The organism is Polyangium jinanense, assembly GCF_028435365.1.
Genome location: NZ_JAGTJJ010000005.1, coordinates 358,365 through 374,589, shown reverse-complemented (window position 1 = coordinate 374,589; position 16,225 = coordinate 358,365). Strand labels below are relative to the sequence as shown.

Annotated in this window: 14 protein-coding genes; 6 read left to right on the top strand and 8 right to left on the bottom strand. The window is 67.6% G+C overall.

All coding sequences use genetic code 11. The features are described from left to right. Positions 1-98 precede the first annotated feature (98 nt). The 4 genes from KEG57_RS14850 to KEG57_RS14835 form a co-directional block, all read right to left on the bottom strand. A complete protein-coding gene (locus KEG57_RS14850) occupies positions 99-1,259 on the bottom strand; it encodes an alpha/beta hydrolase family protein (protein ID WP_272420464.1) in 1,161 nt (386 codons plus the stop codon). 62 nt (positions 1,260-1,321) lie between these two features. Further along, the gene (locus tag KEG57_RS14845; protein WP_272420462.1) at positions 1,322-2,566 is read right to left on the bottom strand and encodes a S41 family peptidase; all 1,245 of its coding nucleotides are present in this window, start codon (positions 2,564-2,566) and stop codon (positions 1,322-1,324) included. 129 nt (positions 2,567-2,695) lie between these two features. After that, the gene (locus KEG57_RS14840; protein WP_272420460.1) at positions 2,696-3,319 is read right to left on the bottom strand and encodes a TetR family transcriptional regulator; all 624 of its coding nucleotides are present in this window, start codon (positions 3,317-3,319) and stop codon (positions 2,696-2,698) included. Position 3,320: 1 nt separating this feature from the next. After that, positions 3,321-4,325 (bottom strand): aldo/keto reductase, encoded by a 1,005-nt coding sequence (locus tag KEG57_RS14835; protein ID WP_272420459.1) that lies wholly within the window; start codon positions 4,323-4,325, stop codon positions 3,321-3,323. Between the two features lie 1,143 nt (positions 4,326-5,468). Here KEG57_RS14835 and KEG57_RS14830 point away from each other — a divergent pair. Together KEG57_RS14830 and KEG57_RS14825 are read left to right on the top strand one after the other, a co-directional pair. Further along, complete coding sequence (locus KEG57_RS14830) at positions 5,469-7,646, top strand: catalase (protein ID WP_272420457.1); 2,178 nt, start codon at positions 5,469-5,471, stop codon at positions 7,644-7,646. Positions 7,647-7,767: 121 nt separating this feature from the next. After that, positions 7,768-8,100, top strand: a complete 333-nt coding sequence (locus KEG57_RS14825; protein WP_272420455.1) for a hypothetical protein — start codon at positions 7,768-7,770, stop codon at positions 8,098-8,100. Between the two features lie 54 nt (positions 8,101-8,154). Here the strand turns inward: KEG57_RS14825 and KEG57_RS14820 are convergent, their stop codons facing one another. Both KEG57_RS14820 and KEG57_RS14815 read right to left on the bottom strand, forming a co-directional pair. Further along, positions 8,155-9,387 (bottom strand): hypothetical protein, encoded by a 1,233-nt coding sequence (locus KEG57_RS14820; protein ID WP_272420454.1) that lies wholly within the window; start codon positions 9,385-9,387, stop codon positions 8,155-8,157. Between the two features lie 112 nt (positions 9,388-9,499). Further along, a complete protein-coding gene (locus tag KEG57_RS14815; RefSeq protein WP_272420452.1) occupies positions 9,500-10,096 on the bottom strand; it encodes a TetR/AcrR family transcriptional regulator in 597 nt (198 codons plus the stop codon). 32 nt (positions 10,097-10,128) lie between these two features. Between KEG57_RS14815 and KEG57_RS14810 the strand changes: the two genes are divergently transcribed. Then, entirely contained in the window at positions 10,129-11,613 is a 1,485-nt protein-coding gene (locus KEG57_RS14810) for an amidase (protein ID WP_308215625.1), read from the top strand. 12 nt (positions 11,614-11,625) lie between these two features. On the opposite strand, the gene map is transcribed toward KEG57_RS14810, so the two are convergent. Next, the gene (gene map, locus KEG57_RS14805; protein ID WP_272420449.1) at positions 11,626-12,408 is read right to left on the bottom strand and encodes a type I methionyl aminopeptidase; all 783 of its coding nucleotides are present in this window, start codon (positions 12,406-12,408) and stop codon (positions 11,626-11,628) included. Positions 12,409-12,514: 106 nt separating this feature from the next. On the opposite strand from map, the gene KEG57_RS14800 reads away from it, so the two are divergent. Next, positions 12,515-12,814, top strand: a complete 300-nt coding sequence (locus KEG57_RS14800) for a LysR family transcriptional regulator (protein ID WP_272420448.1) — start codon at positions 12,515-12,517, stop codon at positions 12,812-12,814. A gap of 3 nt (positions 12,815-12,817) precedes the next feature. Here the strand turns inward: KEG57_RS14800 and KEG57_RS14795 are convergent, their stop codons facing one another. Continuing rightward, positions 12,818-13,441 (bottom strand): glutathione S-transferase family protein, encoded by a 624-nt coding sequence (locus tag KEG57_RS14795; protein WP_272420447.1) that lies wholly within the window; start codon positions 13,439-13,441, stop codon positions 12,818-12,820. A gap of 106 nt (positions 13,442-13,547) precedes the next feature. On the opposite strand from KEG57_RS14795, the gene KEG57_RS14790 reads away from it, so the two are divergent. Together KEG57_RS14790 and KEG57_RS55575 are read left to right on the top strand one after the other, a co-directional pair. Then, complete coding sequence (locus KEG57_RS14790; RefSeq protein ID WP_272420446.1) at positions 13,548-13,676, top strand: hypothetical protein; 129 nt, start codon at positions 13,548-13,550, stop codon at positions 13,674-13,676. A gap of 152 nt (positions 13,677-13,828) precedes the next feature. Continuing rightward, positions 13,829-16,165: a WD40 repeat domain-containing protein gene (locus KEG57_RS55575; RefSeq protein WP_272420444.1), complete on the top strand. Its 2,337-nt coding sequence runs from the start codon at positions 13,829-13,831 to the stop codon at positions 16,163-16,165. Positions 16,166-16,225: the final 60 nt, after the last annotated feature.

Below are 16,225 nucleotides of genomic sequence, written 5' to 3'. Positions count from 1 at the left end.
CAAGCGAGCGCCGTGCCAGCTTGAAAGCGCGGAAGATCCTCGCGAAAACGGCGCGGGACCCGTCCGGACGGGCGACAAAATGGCCGTCGCGCCGCGGATCAGCGCCGTGCTTCTGTCAGCTTGGCACGGGCGGCGTGGGTATCGAGGAAACGCGAGACCTCGGCGAGCACCTCGGGGGAGATGTCGCGCCCGATGTCGTCCGGCTTGATTCGCGTGGCGTCCGGCTGGGTGATGCAGTTCAGGGCGTGCGTGACACAATCGAGCACGCGCACCCGGTGCGGAGCGCGCGACGAGCCGTCGAGCCACTTCGCCCAGCTCTCGATTTCCGAGGGTGCGACGTTGTAATCGTAGCTCCCGCCGAGCACGAGCAGCGGCCTGTCGAGCTTTCGGGCGAGGTCGGGCGCACGCCGTGCGAGCTCGATCCACGATTCCCACAGGCCCGGCGGCTGCCCGAGGATCGGCGCGCCGAGGTGCGTTCCTCGCTCGATTTGCCGGAGCGCCTGTGCGGCGGCGAGCAATTCGCGGCTTTCCGCGTCGGCGCGCTCGGGCTGCCCGGCCATGGTGAAGGACCAGCGCACGCGCTCGCTTTGCTGCTCCAGCACGACGGTCATCGTGTGAAAGGGCGGCGCGAGCATGACGCCTGCGCGCACGCGCGGCCTGTCCGAGAGCAGCACGGGCACGAGCTCTCCGCCCTCGCTGTGCCCCGCGAAAAAGAGGCGATCGGGATCGATCTCGGGGCGTTCTGCCACCGCGTCGAGCGCGGCTTCGGCGTCGAGCACGTATTCGGTCGTGGCGAACTCCACTTCGAGGAGCGTATACGGCACGGACGTGAAGCCGCCGTCGGAGCAATCGTTGAATGTGCCGCACGTACGTTTGTCGTAACGATACACAGCGTACCCGCGGTCGGCGAGCGCGTCGGCGAGGCGCTGGTAGACGGGGATCTGGAAGCCGAAGCCGAGCCCGATCTGTCCACGCATCACGCCGTCGCGCGACATGGGCCCGCTGCCGTGCACGATGACCACGGCCGGCACGCGCTCCCCCTCCTCGCGCGCGGGCAGCGTCAACGTCCCTTCGAGACGCCACAGGCCTCGATCGAAGGAGACGGCCACTTCTTCTTTCGGCAGCCGCGGCCGGGCGGGCGCGGCGACGTCTTGCGCGGGCGCGGCCTTGGGGACGACGCGCGCGGGCGGGGCCGCGGGCGGCGCCGAGCCGCAGGCGCCGAGGAGGAACACTGCGAGCGGCAGCGAGGCGAGACGCATGGGATTCCTCCAGACAGCCGAGCAGCGCACGCCTTGGATGGTGACACCCTCGGGCGCGGGGTTCAATCCCGCGTCGTGGCGAGCGCGGCCGTGAGGGCCTGGATCTTCTCCTCGTCGGACTTGTCGAGCGGCAAGGCGATATCCGGGGCGATGCCCTCGACCTCGTTCGTCCCGTCGGCGAGGAAGCGCGCGCAGTTCGGCATTCGCACCTCGAAGCCGATTTCGCGGAGCTCGAATCGCCCCCCGTCATTCACGTATCCACATCCCGCGCCTGCCGTGCGGGCGCCGAGGATCGTGGCGGCCTGGTTGTCCTTGAGCCAGGCGACGAAATCCTCGGAGGCCGAGGCCGTGCCGCGATCTGCGAGGACGAACAGCGGCCCCTTCCAGGCGCCTTTGCCTTCGAGCGTCGCCGTCCCGGGCGGGTCGCCGAAGATCGAGCAGACCTTTTCGCCCTTCCAGATCGGCGTGCGATTGCAGGTCGGCGCGACGATGCGGGCCTCGCTCCGTCGCATGGTCTTTTCCGTGAACAGGGCGACGGCCTCTGAGACCCACTCGGTTCCGCCGCCATTGCCGGTGAGATCGACGAGGAGCCGTTTGGCCCCGCGATCTCGCAGCGCTCCGATCGCCGTCTGCAAGGCCTCCTGGAGCTTTGCCCGGACCGCGAGCCGCAATGCCGTGTCATCGATTCCGGCGGTGAAGACTTGCTCACACGTGGTGAGGTACCTGTTTTCCCCGAATTGAGCGATACGAATCACACCGAGCTCGCCGGCCACCCCGGCGGGGAAGGGCGCTTCGTGCACCGCCGTGAAGCCGGGCATTTTCTTGAATGGAAATCGGTAATCGACCGCGCGCGCCTCGTATCCGGCCGCCGCGCAGCTCGCGACCGGCGCGGAGGGCGCCTCGGGCGGCGAAGCGCTCTGGGAAGGAGGAGCGCTCGGGCGGTTTTCGCCTTTCGTCAGCTTGAAATGGGGATCCTGGAACGTACGAACGAAGCGGCGGAGGGCGAGGAAGGCCTGCACCCGCGAGAACGCGCCGCCGAGCGAGGCGCGCGTGTCGTGGTCGAGCTTTGCGAGATCGACCCCGCGATGCTCGACCATCCAGTCGAGGTTCGCGTACTCCTTCGCCATCGCGGCCTCGAGCGCCTCGAAATCGCGTACCCACGCACCGCGGTCGAAGGTAACCACATCCCAACCGAGGAGCCCGAGCACGATCGACAGCAATCCGATCCCGATCCAGCGGAAAACCCTGCGCACTGTCTTTCGGCTCGCCTTCGGCGGCGAGGCGCTCCCGCTTTGCGTGTCGCTCATGTGCGGGCGATGTCTACCGCATCCCGGCCGGCGATGCACCTTTCGAAAACCTCACGGCCAAGGTGCTCGGGGATCTGGCGGACGAGCTTGCGTGGCGCCTCCGGCTCCCGGCGGAAACGGATTCTGAGGTTATTTCTTCGCGGGTTTCTTGCGCGCCTTCGCGGGCGCTTCTCTCACGCCGAGGCCCCCGAGTACGAGGGACCAGACGCCCTCGAATGCAGCATCGATGCCCGGGTCGAACCATTCCGACGCATGGCTCGGTTTGTGGAATTTCGTCGTCGCGTTGAACACGGCCCAACCCGCGGCGACCGGATCCTCGATCGTGAACGCGCCCTGTTCCACGCCGTCGGCGAGGATCTGGGCGATTTGCGAGGCGAGCGTCTCGACGTGCACGCGGACCACGTCCCGCGCGTCGGCGACGAGCTCCCTGTACGTGGCGAAGAGCTCGGGATCGTCGCGCGCCTTTTTTCGCTTGAGCTCGATGAGCAGGTCGAGCCAGCGCCGCAGGCGCTCGGGAGCCGGGCCCTTTTCGGCCGCGACCTCCGCGAGCGGCTTCGACACGCGGGCGAGCCAGCGCTCCGCGACGGCGTCTCGCAATGCCGTCTTGCTCGGGAAATGCCGATACACGCTGCCATGACTGACGCCGAGCGCGCGGGCCACGTCGACGACCGTGGCCTTGGCGGGCCCAAAGCGGCGGAGGACCTCCTCGGCGGCTTCGAGAATACGTTCGGCGGTGAGCGCTTCTTCGACCACGTCAATGCGCCTTGCGTTCGCTGTCGAGATGCGCCATTTGCGCCGCGGCATACCGCTCGCCCGCGGCCGCGCCAGCCGGTACGGCGCGCTCGATCCGCGCGAGGTCCTCGGGACCGAGGTCGATCGAGAGTGCGCCGAGCGCCTCGGCGAGCCGGTCGCGTCGCCGCGCGCCGACGAGCGGGATGATGTCGCTGCCGCGCGAGAGCACCCACGCAATGGCGATCGGCGCGACGGTCGTGCCCTTCGCCTCGGCGACCGCGCGGAGCGCTTCGACGAGCGCGAGGTTTTGGTCGAGGTTCTCCGGCGCGAAGCGCGGGCTGTACTTGCGGAAATCGGTGGGCGCCATCGCGCGCTCCTTCGACCAATGCCCGCTGATGAGGCCGCGGGAGAGCACGCCGTACGCGGTGATCGCAATGCCGAGCTCGCGCGCCGTGGGGAGGATCTCGGCCTCGATGCTGCGCGAGATCAAGGAATACTCGATCTGCAGATCGCAGATGGGGTGCGTCGCGTGGGCGCGGCGCATCGTCTCTGCGCCCGCCTCGGAAAGACCGATGTGGCGGACGTAGCCGGCTTTGACCATGTCGGCGATGGCGCCGACCGTGTCCTCGATCGGCACGTTCGGATCGACGCGGGCGAGGCGGTAGACGTCGACGTAATCGGTGCCGAGGCGGCGCAGCGTGTAGGCGAGGGAGTTCTTCACCGCGGCGGGGCGGCCATCGATGCCGACCCAGTTGCGGCCCGGATCGCGCATCGCGCCGAATTTGACGCTGATCCGCACCTTGTCACGGGCCCGCCCCTCGAGCGCATCGCGGATGAGCAGCTCGTTGTGGCCCATGCCGTAGAAATCGCCCGTATCGAGCAGGTCGATTCCTGCGTCGAGCGCGGCGTGAAGGGTGGCAATGCTCTCGTCCCTGTCGGACGGGCCGTAGAGATCGGACATACCCATGCACCCGAGGCCCAAGGCCGACACCTGGGGCCCCTTCGAGCCGAGCGAACGCGTGATCATGATGGACTCCTGTCGCGAACCTGAACGAGCAGGAGTATCAGCAACGCGATGACAAAAGTCAACATCTGTCAGTCGACGTTTGTCTGCTCTTGAAGAATAGTGTGCCAGGATACTGTGTGCTGCTTCGGGGCTTCGAGCGGCGCGGCAGGTGGAGACGCCCGCGCCGACGACCTGGAAGCCGATGTTCGACTTCAGGTTCACGGTGGTCCCGTCCTTGGGGCGATAGCGATCGATGCGCGAGGCCACGCCCGGACACGTGAACAGGTAGAAATCACCTCCCCAGAACGCGAAGGCCCACGCCGTGCCGATGTCGAGGGTCGGCTGCGACGACTGGGAGATGATGTGGGACGTCTTCGGGTCGAGCTCCGCGACGATCGGCGGGGATGTCGTGAAAAACCCCCAGAGGTGCCCATCACCCGTGCCCGAGAGCTCGGCCGAGTCGAGAGCGCGTCGTAAAACCCGAGCGTCTCGAGCTCCATCGTGTCGCGATCGATCCGCCCGAGCCCGCTGCCGCCGAAATCCGCCACGTAGAGCGTCTCCTTCGTGATGTCCGACCCGTCGGTCGAAAAACCCATTCCGAATCGCCCGAACGCCCCGGTCTTCGGCACGAACGACGTGCTCTCGCACGATGCGTCCTCCGTGCTCACGCGAAACAGGTGACCATCGTCGTACAGCACGTACGCCGTCGCCGTCGCGATCGATGGCCATCGAAAACGGCGACGCGCCTTGCGTCGCCGCTCACCGTGAAACCGAACGACATGAGGCCCATGCCGTCCAGCGTGACCAGATCCAGATGGCAGTCGTCATCCACGTCGCACCCGGCAATGGCCGAGGGCATATGATTCCCCTCGGTCGTCAAATACGACGTGTCCTCCTCCGCCCGGCGACGACGAAGAAGGAAGGTCGCCCACGTGTCGCCGCGCAAACCGCCGCCGAGCGAGCACGGATTCTACAACATTCCGCCGCATGGACATCCGTTGGGCACGAACTCGGTCATGTGAACGTTCATACAAGCGTGTCCGCGTCGCGCCCGGGTCGAACGTCATTCCTTTCATAATTTCGATGTGCTCACGATTTCGACCAAGCGAACATGCCCGGCGGCTGATTCCGTGTCATGTCGAGCCCGCAATCAGGGAGGGCACGATGGCGCAGAGCAAGACCGCTTCGATCGACGAGCAAGCCAAAATTCGCGATCTGGAACCCGAACGGAAGGATTCGACCGGTACGCACCTGACAACCGATCAGGGGATCCGCGTCGACGACACCGACAATTCGCTCAAGGTCTCCGCCCGTGGGCCCACGCTCCTCGAGGACTTCCACTTCCGCGAGAAGATCACGCGATTCGATCACGAGCGAATCCCCGAGCGCGTGGTCCACGCCCGCGGCTCGGGCGCGCACGGGTATTTCCAGGTCTACGCGTCCCTGAAGGACCTCACCCGCGCGCGATTCCTGAAGGACCCTGCCGTGAAGACGCCGGTCTTCGTGCGTTTTTCCACGGTCGTCGGCTCGCGCGGCTCCGCCGATACGGTCCGCGACGTGCGCGGATTCGCGGTCAAGTTCTATACCGAGGAGGGCAATTTCGACCTGGTCGGCAACAACATCCCGGTCTTCTTCATCCAGGATGGAATCAAGTTCCCGGACGTGGTTCATGCCGTCAAACCCGAGCCGGATCGCGAGATCCCACAGGCCTCGTCCGCGCACGACACATTCTGGGATTTCGCTTCGCTCGTCCCCGAGACCACACACATGCTGATGTGGATCCTCTCGGACCGCGCCATTCCGCGCAGCTTTCGCATGATGGAGGGCTTCGGCGTCCACACGTTCCGGCTCGTCAACGAGGAAGGCAAGTCACGATTCGTCAAATTCCACTGGAAGCCGCTCCTCGGCGTGCATTCGCTCGTCTGGGACGAGGCCCAGAAGATCGCCGGCAAAGACCCCGACTTCCACCGGCGTGATCTCTGGGACGCCATCGAAAAGGGCGCCTATCCCGAATACGAGCTCGGCCTTCAGATCATCGAGGAGGACGAGGCGGACAGCTTCGATTTCGACCTGCTCGACCCGACGAAGATCGTCCCCGAGGAGCTCGTGCCCGTGCGGCGCGTGGGCAAGCTCGTCTTGAACAGGAACCCCGACAACTTTTTCGCCGAGACGGAGCAAGTCGCGTTTTGCGTGCAGAACGTCGTGCCTGGCATCGATTTCACGGACGATCCGCTCATGCACGCGCGCCTGTTCTCCTACCTCGACACGCAGCTCACGCGGCTCGGGGGGCCGAATTTCGCCCAGATCCCGATCAACCGGCCCGTTGCGCGCGTCGACAACCACCAGACGGACGGCTTCCACCAGCACCGCATCCCCACAGGGCGCGCGCATTACACGCCGAACTCGCTCGGTGGCGGCTGTCCGATGGTCGCGGGCCCCGGCGCGGGCGCGTTCACGCATTACCCGGAAAAACTCACCGGCGTGAAGCAGCGCGCGCGTAGCGAGAGCTTCGGGGACCATTTCACCCAGGCGACGTTGTTCTGGAACAGCATGTCGATGCCCGAGAAGGAGCACCTCGTGAAGGCGGCGGTCTTCGAGCTCGGCAAGTGCGAGAGCAAGGACATCCGCCAGCGGATGGTCGAGCGATTCACGCGCGTCGACGCGGGCTTCGGCCAGGCCGTCGCCGCGGGGCTCGGGCTCGCGGCGCATGCGGGCGTGGGCGCGACCGTGAAGAAGGCCGCGCAAGCGGTGGCACAGAAGCTCACGACGAAGCGCACGGTGGACGCGTCGCCCACGCTCAGCATGGAGAACACCGTGAAGAACTCGATTCGCACGCGCCGGATCGCCATCCTCGCGGAGAAGGGCGTGAGCCTCGCGGAGCTCTCGGCGGTGCGCAATGCGCTCGTCGCCGAGGGCGCCGAGGTGCACGTCATCTCGTCGCGGCTCGGCACGATCGAGGCCGCGGAGGGCGGCGACATCGAGGTGGATCAGGCGAGCATCCACGTCGGATCCATTCTCTACGACGCGGTCTTCGTGCCCGGGGGAGCCGCGAGCGTCGAGGCCATGAAGAAGCTCGGGGACCCGATCCATTTCATCAACGAGGCATTCCGGCACAACAAACCCATCGGCGCGACGAGCGAGGGCGTCGAGCTGCTCCTCGCCTCGAACATCAAGGGCGTGACCGTGGCGAGCGCGCAGGCGGCAGGACAAACCTTCCAGGCCGATGGCGTGGTGACCGTGCGCGGCGCGAGCGACCTCACGACCTTCATCCAGGACTTCGTGAAGGCCATCGCGCAGCACAGGCACTGGAACCGCGGCGAGAAGGAGGCCGTGCCGGCTTGAAGTCCGGGGCCGCCGAAACCGCGCTTTTCGCGCGAACGCGTCCGGTTTTTCGGTTCCTGGCGCGCGTCTGTGGCAGGATGCCGCCTCCCGGCGCGCGCGCCGACAAAGGACGGAGACGGAGATGAAGAGAGTCGCGGTTGCCTTCGTGATGATGGGTGGGATGCTGCTTGCCGCCGCTTGCAGCAAAGAGGAGAAGTCAGAGGCCAAGCCGACGGAGGCCGCGGGCGCGGCGGCGCCGGCTGCGGAATCGATTGGCGTCCCGGAGTGTGACGCGTACTTCAAGAAGGTCGCGGAATGCATGGGCAAGAAGCCCGAGCTCAAGCCCATGCTCGAGCCGGCGATGAAGCAGAGCGCCCAGGCCTGGAAGCCGCTCGCGGCGAACCCGGCCACGCGCGACGGGCTCATCAAGGGCTGCAACGCGGCCGTCGAGCAGCTCCAGAAGCAGTGTAACTGAAGAGCGATCGCGGGCGCCGGCGTCCACGCTGGCGCTGCGCCGAAAGGCGCGCGGTTAAGGCATGCACGTTCCGCAGGTGCAGGTCCCTGCGCCGCAATCGCCGCCCGCGCAAGCAAAGCCGGACATGCACGGGGTTTGCAGGCAGGGCTCCGGCGGCGGTGCCATGCCGCCGCTCGCGAGGTCGAGGCAGGCGCGGCCGCGATCGAGCGCCCGGAGCGCGTCCTCCGACATGCTCACGAGCTGCGACGTCATGAGGCTGAGCGCCAGGCTCGCGATCGTACCCGACACACCCGCGCCGCAGATCTCCACGGCATCCTCGAGCTGCGAGCTGTTCACGGCGAGCGTGGTGACCGCGACGGGCTCGCACCCGAAACGGATCTGACCGTCCTCGGACGCGACGGCATTGCCGTCGATCTGCACGCCGATGTCCGCCCATGCAGGGGAGCCGCAGGTCCCGCCGACCTGCACGGTATAGTTTTGCGTGAAGCCGGCGAACGTCGATTTCATCGGCAGATTCGCGACGCGTATCTTGATCGCACCGACGTGCGACACGGCCTCGCAGGCGCCCGCCGTACCCGATCCGAGCGAGAGGGAGCCGACCTCGACCTCCAGGATGCAGCGGGGCGGTGAGGCCAGGGGATCGGGACCGCCCGGACAAACGGTGGTCGTGACCCCGGAGCTGTTCACGGTCTGCGTTTGAATGGGGATCGTGAGCAGGCAGGAGCCCGGGATCTTGCACGCCGCGACGGTCCCCGCGTCCATTTCGGAGCCGCCGCTGCCGCCCGCGCCGCCATTTCCGCCGGTGCCGCCTGCACCCCCGCTGCCGCCTCCGCCATTGCCGCCAGCGCCGCCTGTCCCGCCACTCCCGCCGCCGGTGCCGCCCGCGCCGCCAGCGCCCCCGCTGCCGCCATTTCCGCCGGTGCCGCCCGCGCCGCCATTTCCACCGGTACCGCCGCTACCGCCTGCGCCGCCGGTGCCGCCTGCGCCTCCGGTCCCACCGCTCCCGGCCGTCCCACATTGACACGGCTCGAACCCGCTCCCCTGCGCATTGCATACTTGCACCCCCTGCGTGTCGCCCGGACACGCGCACGAGACCTGCGCGCCGGGAATGCAAAGCGGGCTGCCACCCGCGCCGCCACCGCTGCCGGTCGGGCCCGAGGAAGCGCCGGCCGTGCTTGTGCCTCCGTCGCCCGACGTGCAGGAAACTGCGAGCGTGAGAGCGCTGAAAAGGCCGAACAGCCATCCGTTTGCGTGGTTCGAGCGGCCGCGAGCATGAACACGTTTCATCGTCACTCCCAGGCAGGTTCGCGTGAAGAACGCGACCATGATCCCGCGCTCGGGCTCGCTTGACAAGAGTCCCCGTGCCAAAGGCACCCATGGTGCCCTCGCATGCCCGCTGTCAGCATTCGTCTGCCGCCATAGCGCGAAATCGAGAGAGATGTTTGTCGAGCACATCCATTGCGGCTCGCGTCGACAGGTGGCCGATGAGCACGTGGGTGGTCAAGCCGTCCGCGAGGGCGAGCAGGGTGCGGGCCTCGGTCCTGGGGTCGAGGCCTGGGATACCGAGCGCGCCGATGAGGCGCTCGAGCAGCCCGTGGAGATCGGCGTAGCTCTCCCGGATGACCTCGGCCAATGGTGGCGTGACCGCGGCTTGCGACACGAACACGAGCCAGACGCCCGCCTCGGCTCGGTGCTTTGCGTCGAGGAGCGCCACCTCGGTCACGAGCTGGGTCAGCCTCGCCCGAGGCGTTCGCGCGCGCGACGAGGCGAGCCTCTCCCTGGCACGAGCGGTCACACGTTCGCCCACGTACTGCAGGGCGAAGACGAGCATCTCGTCCCGCGTGGGAAAACATCGCTGGACCGCGCCCATCGAGACCCCCGCCCGCTCTGCGACGTCGCGCAAAGTGACGCCCCCGAGGCCGCGCTCGTGGGCGAGCGTGCAGACCGCATCGGCGAGCTGTCGCCGCCGGCTCTCGTGATCGACTTGCTTCGGCATGGCCGCTGGTTCTCTCCCAGGTCGTTTTTCCGATGCACATGCATCGGATCCGCGCTAAGCATACGATGCAAGCGCATCGGATCCAAGGACCTGCCGGCGAGGACATCGTGCAAGGAACATTTTTCCGTTGGAGCGCACTCGAGCTTTCGGCTGCCGTGAGGCGCGGCGAAGTCAGCGCCGCCGAGATCGTGGAGAGTCACCTCCTTCGGATCGCCGAGGTGAACCCGACGATCAACGCCATCACCCAGCTCCTCGGCGATCGGGCACGCAAGGAAGCCGCAGAGCTCGATCGGCGGCGGGCGGCAGGGGAGGCCTTGGGGCCCCTCGCCGGCGTCCCGTTCACGGTGAAGGACAACATCGCCATCGGAGGGGTGGCGACGACCCACGGCATTGCTCGTTTCCGTGAGCTCGTGGCGACCGTCGACGCGCCGCCCGTCGCGCGACTGCGAGCCGCCGGTGCCATTCCCATTGCGCACACCAACCTGCCGGACCTGACGATCGGCGGCATGCATACCCGCAGTGAGCTGTTCGGCGAAACCAGAAACCCGTGGGACCGAGCCTGCACGCCGGGTGGAACGAGCGGCGGCGACGGGGCGGCCGTGGCCTCTGGCATGGCGCCGCTCGGGCTCGGGAACGATTCGGGCGGGTCGATCCGTATTCCGGCGGCTTTCTGCGGGGTGGCCGGCTTGAAGCCGACGTACGGACGATTCCCCGCGGATCATCGCATCGGGCCCGACGACCCGACGCTGGCCTCGCAGCTCATTCCGGTCGACGGTCCGATTGCAAGAACCGTCCGTGATCTTCGCGCCGTTTACGAGATTCTGGCGGGCCCCGATGCGCGTGATCCGCGCGTGGTCCCCGTGCCCCTCGCCGGACCTCCGCTACCGTCTTTTCCGCGGGTCGCAGTGGTCGCAGACCCCGGTGGAAAGGGTGTACATAGCGACGTTCGCGCGGCGGTGGAGCGAGCGGCGGCCGCGCTCGAGGATGCGGGTTACCCCGTCGTCGAGGTGCAGGACGTGCCGCGGCTCGAGGACGCGCTCTCGGCCTACGGGCAGATGATCATGACGGAGTTCAGCCTGATCTGGCCGATGTTGAAAACGATCCTCCCGAGGAGCAGCCTCCCCTACATCGAAATGTCCATGGAGAGGTCGAAGCCCGTCGATCTCGCCGGATACCTGCGACTCACCAGCGTGCGGCTCGGTATCCAGCGAGATTGGGCGCGGTTTTTCCTGGAATACCCCCTCGTGCTCGGACCGGTGTTCACCGAGCCGCCCGTCGCGCCCGGCCTCGAATCCAGCGGGCCGGAAGGACATGCGCGTGTGACGTCCGGCATGCGGCTCTGCACGGCTACGAGTTTCGTCGGGGTGCCTGCCGTCGCGGTCTCGGCGGGGCTTTTCGGCGGCATGCCCCAGGGCGTGCAGATCATCGGCGCGATGTACCGAGAGGACCTCTGTCTGGACGCGGCGCAGGCCATCGAGGAGCGAATCGGCCAAATCACCCCCATCGACCCTCGTTGAGCCCCGAGGACATCAAAGCGCGACGGCCATGGCCATCTCCGGTTCGCGCGTGAGGATCTCGCAGCCTTTTCGGGTCACCACCACCGTGTGCTCGAATTGCGCCGAGAGCGAGCCGTCCGCGGTGACCACGGTCCATTCGTCCTCGAGCAGCCGCACTTCCGCGCTCCCGAGGTTCACCATCGGCTCGATCGTGAAGACCATTCCCGCGCGCAGCCTGATGCCCGAGCCGCGCCGGCCGACGTGGCTCACGTGCGGCGCGGCGTGCATGGAGCGGCCGATCCCGTGCCCGCCGTATTCACGCACCACGGAGCATCCTTCTTTGCGCGCGAGCTCGTCGATCGCCGCGCCGATATCGCCGAGCCGCGCGCCGTCGCGGACCTCTGCGATTCCCGCATCGCGGCAGCGGCGCGCGACGTCGACGACGTGCCTCGCCTCCGGCGACGGGCGGCCGATGAAAAACGTCGCCGAGGTATCGCCGTGATATCCGCCGAGCTCCGTGGTCACGTCGACATTGACGATGTCCCCGTCGGCGAGGACCTCACGCGCGGTGGGGATGCCGTGGCACACCACGTTGTTGCGGCTCACGCATACCGAGGCGGGAAAGCCGTGGTAGCCGAGCTGGCTCGGACGTCCGCCGCGGCGCGCGGTGTCTTCTCGCACCCACTGATCGATCTGGTCGGCGCGTACGCCGGGGGCGAGGCGCGCGGCCACGGTCGCGAGGGTCGCGGCGGCCGCGCGGCCTGCGAGGCGCAGGGCTTCGACCGAACGGGGCGTATGAATCTCGATGGACGGCATGGTGCGGGCGAGGATGCTGGCGCTCGCGGGCGAGATCCAATACCGTTTCGATATGGCTCACGCGGGGCGCTTGGATCCCGGCGCGAGTCGTGGTAGCGATCTTGGCATGAGCCTGGCGCAGCTCAAGTACTTCGTGGCGGTGGCCGAGGAAGGGAACGTGACCCGCGCGGCGACGCGCCTCCGGATTGCGCAGCCGCCCTTGACCCGGCAGATCCGCAGCCTGGAGGACGAACTCGGCGTCCCGCTCTTCGAGCGGACTGCGCGCGGGGTGCGCCTCTTGCCGTCGGGGGAGACGATGCTCGCGCACGCGCGCGCGATTCTGGCGCAGGTCGACGCGGCCGTGATGGCCGTGCAGGCGGGCGCTCCGGTCTGCACCGGAGCGCCCGTCCTGGATCGGTCGCGCTGACGTTCAGCCGGTCGAGATCCGCTTGAACGCCGGCCGCTCCCTACAGCGGTCCGTCCACGCCTGGACGTGGGGCCAGCGCGCGAGCGAGGGCACGATCACCATCTGATACCACCAGAGATCGGCTGCGAGGAGCGCGTCTGCGAGCGTGAACGCGTCTCCGGTCAGGTAGGGTTTGTCCTTGAGCTCCGCGTCGAGCAGGTCGAGCAGCCCTTCGAACTCCTTGCGCGCGCTCTCCCCCTGCGCCGCATTCTTCTGCTCGTCCGGGACCTCCGGGGACGTATTGTGCATGACCCGCGTCCCGGCATTGAGGAGCGAGGCGGCGGCCCATACCGTCCACGACATAGCGCGCCCGTGCGCGTGCGTGCCGGCCTTCGGCCAGAGGCCCTTTGCGACGCCGTATTTCTCTCCGAGGTAGATGTTGATGGCCGCGGACTCGAAATACGGCACTCCGTCGTCGACGATCGTCGGAACCTTGCCGTTCGGGTTCAGCTTGAGGAAATCGGGCTTCTTCTGCTCACCCGCCTTCAGATCCATCCGCACCCCGTCGTACGGGATGCCGAGCTCTTCGAGCGCCCAATGCGTGCGAACCGCGCTGGAGAACGGCGAAAAATAGAACGTGATGGCCATGTGATGGTTACCTCCCTGGGCATCGCTGTTTGGCATGAACGGACGGCGAGCACAAGAGGGTAGCTGTCTTGACGCGCGCTGATAGTTAGGTTCCCATCCTCTTGTCATGTTACGGCGCGCGTTCGTGCCAGGGTTCGTCGTGACCACCCTCCTCTTCGCCGCGTGCAGCAAAGGGGCGCCCGAGGTGGAGGCTGATCCGAGCGCGGGCGCCGCGCCGGATGGCGGGGCGCCGTAAAGGAGGTGCGTGTCGTGTCGTTCCACGTCCCTTTCCCTTCGAATCCGGATACGTCCGGGCAGGAACGCCTCCCTGGGCTGCACACGCGGCTCCTCGCCGATGATTTCGTGGTTCTTCACCGGTTCGCCTGGGACGCTCCGAATGATTTTTGCGTGTCCAGCCGCCTCGCGGTCCAGTATGCGCATCGGTACAAGGAATTCTGGTCACCTCTTTACTGGGTCGAGCAAGGCGCCGATCCGGCCGCTTGTTTCGCCCTCCTCGCCGAGCAGCTAGATCTCACCGGGCCGGGGGTCTCGCGCGCTCTCAAGCTACGCGCCCTCGGGGCACACCTGCGACGACAACACGAGGCCTTGCTCATCGTCGATAACGTGGACGACCCAGGCCTGCTCCGCGCCGAGCTCGACGCGCTCTTCGGATGTACGCCCTTTCCGACGCACGTGCTTGCCGTGACGCGGACGCCCGATCCCAACGAATCAGCCGTCCCGGACGAGGGGCCCGAGGCGCTTCGGCCCCGTTGGGATGCGCTCGAGAACGCCCATGCGCGGCGCCTCTTGCAGGCGGCGGCCATGCTCGAACCGAGAAGCTCGCTCCCTCGGGAGCTCTTCGAGGCGCTGCTCGGGCTCAAGCCCTCCGAGGTCGTCGCGGCGCTCGACGCGGCGAGCGCGCAAGGGCTCGTCGAGCGGTTCACGGCGCGTTTGTCCCGGCTACCTCCCGCCGTGCTCGGGTTCGTCGTGACGACCCTCGACGACCTGCCGGGCCTGGCTGCATCCATGGTGGCGGAGATCAGCGTGAAACTCCTCGATCCGTCGCAGCTCGTGGCGGAGATGCAGCGGCGCGGTCCTTACGACGTGCTCGGGGATCTGCGCACCGCCTTGCGCCTCTGCGCGCTCACCGGAGACGAGGGCCGGACCCTCGCGCTCGGCTCGCTCGTCGCTGCGCTGGAGCCTGCCGCGGGGGCCTTGCGCCACCGGGAGGCGGCGCTCGTACCGCAGAACCTCTTGCAGATGATCCGCAATGGTTGCCTGCGCCCCGAGCTCGGCGCCCTGCGCGCGTGTGCGGAGGCGAGCCTCGGCGAGGGAGAAGAAATGCCGCACCTGCGCGAGCGCTTCGATCCTTCGGCGCTCGCCGCGGAATTGCGGGGCGCCGTGGATTTGCTCGCGGCGGGGGCTCGGCTCGCGCTCACGGCGCGTCTCCGCGCGTGGGCGAAAGAGCCTGCGATCGACGTCTGGGACGTGGAGCGCGGCGAGGTGGTCTGGACGCTCCATTGGGCGGCCACGCAGATCACGGCGCTCGGGCTCACGGCCGACGATCGTTTTGCCGTGGCTGCGTCGAAGGACGCGCTCGCCCTCTGGGAGATTCCCGAGGGAGAGCCCATTGCGGAGGTTCGCCTCGCGCGTGAGCCGCGCGCGCTCGCGGTGGCGGGCGGGCGGCTGCTCGTCGGGATGCGGGGAGGCACGGCGCTCGTCATCGATATCGAGCAGGAGTGTATCCTCCACGAAATCGCGGCCCACGAGGGCGACGTGTGCGCCGTGGCCATGACGCCGGACGGCAAGATCGGCATTTCCGCGTCGGACGACGGCGCGCTCCAGGTCTGGGACCTCGAAACGGGGACCCTCACGCGTACGCTCGTGGGAAAACCGGGGTCCGTGCGTGCGCTCGCCGTGACGGCCGACGAGGAGCGGCTCGTCGTGGTGGCGGACGACGATACGTTGTGCCTCGTCGATTTGCAGGATCGCGACCCCATCTTTGCGCTTCATTCTCACCCCGGCGTTCAGAGCGTCGCTTGCCCGCCCTTTCGCAATGTCGTCGTCTCCGTGGGGCGGGATGGCACGCTGCAGGTATGGTCGCTTCCGCCTGTGCGGGGGCGCGGCAGTGTCCTCTTTCATCTCCAGCCGTGGAGCGCGCCCATGCTTTGCTGCGCGGTGGTATCGAGCCAGCGCACGTTCGTCGTGGGGGACGAGGCAGGTGGCGTGCACCTCGTCGATTGGTACACGGGCCCGCCGCTCGGCGCCGTGGAGAGCGTGGCTGCCGAGCGTCGTCGGATGCTCGCTCAGCCGCTCCCACCCCCGCCGCCGCCACCCCCGCCGCCCCCGCCGCCGCGGGAGGGCAAGCGGATGAAAGAATGGATCGAGGAAAAGGCGTCCGTCTGGATGTGCGGGGGGTGCAGGAGCGACGATTTGCTCGAGCCCTGGGACATCGTGATTGCCGCCGCGTGGAACATCAGCGAAGGCGGGCGGCACGACGTGCTGTCCGACGACGCGAAGGAGCTCATCAAAAAGAGCTTCGAGGCCAAGGAAGGCTATTACTACGGCATTCTCGAAGACCGCAGCTATTGCTCCCGATGCAGCGAACGGTACCGGGTCGAGAACCTGAGCCTGTGCACGCATTGCCCGGCCGAGTATTGTTATCGTTGTACCGAGAGCTTTCCCCGGCACGAGAACGGGAACCTCCGCTGCGGCTGCAAGTGGGGCGGGGAGATCGTGGGCTGACCCTGGACGTCCCGGAAAAAACGCCCCCGCGCGCTTGACATCTACGAAGAAATTCGTACA

Excerpts from the sequence above, each read along its gene's own strand:
- KEG57_RS14830 (WP_272420457.1), top strand. The coding sequence starts at position 5,469 with ATGGCGCAGAGCAAGACCGCTTCGATCGACGAGCAAGCCAAAATTCGC.
- KEG57_RS14845 (WP_272420462.1), bottom strand. The coding sequence starts at position 2,566 with ATGAGCGACACGCAAAGCGGGAGCGCCTCGCCGCCGAAGGCGAGCCGA.
- map (WP_272420449.1), bottom strand. The coding sequence starts at position 12,408 with ATGCCGTCCATCGAGATTCATACGCCCCGTTCGGTCGAAGCCCTGCGC.
- KEG57_RS14790 (WP_272420446.1), top strand. The coding sequence starts at position 13,548 with ATGTTACGGCGCGCGTTCGTGCCAGGGTTCGTCGTGACCACCCTCCTC.
- KEG57_RS14795 (WP_272420447.1), bottom strand. The coding sequence starts at position 13,441 with ATGGCCATCACGTTCTATTTTTCGCCGTTCTCCAGCGCGGTTCGCACG.
- KEG57_RS14825 (WP_272420455.1), top strand. The coding sequence starts at position 7,768 with ATGAAGAGAGTCGCGGTTGCCTTCGTGATGATGGGTGGGATGCTGCTT.
- KEG57_RS14850 (WP_272420464.1), bottom strand. The coding sequence starts at position 1,259 with ATGCGTCTCGCCTCGCTGCCGCTCGCAGTGTTCCTCCTCGGCGCCTGC.
- KEG57_RS14820 (WP_272420454.1), bottom strand. The coding sequence starts at position 9,387 with ATGAAACGTGTTCATGCTCGCGGCCGCTCGAACCACGCAAACGGATGG.
- KEG57_RS14810 (WP_308215625.1), top strand. The coding sequence starts at position 10,129 with ATGCACATGCATCGGATCCGCGCTAAGCATACGATGCAAGCGCATCGG.
- KEG57_RS14800 (WP_272420448.1), top strand. The coding sequence starts at position 12,515 with ATGAGCCTGGCGCAGCTCAAGTACTTCGTGGCGGTGGCCGAGGAAGGG.
- KEG57_RS14835 (WP_272420459.1), bottom strand. The coding sequence starts at position 4,325 with ATGATCACGCGTTCGCTCGGCTCGAAGGGGCCCCAGGTGTCGGCCTTG.
- KEG57_RS14815 (WP_272420452.1), bottom strand. The coding sequence starts at position 10,096 with ATGCCGAAGCAAGTCGATCACGAGAGCCGGCGGCGACAGCTCGCCGAT.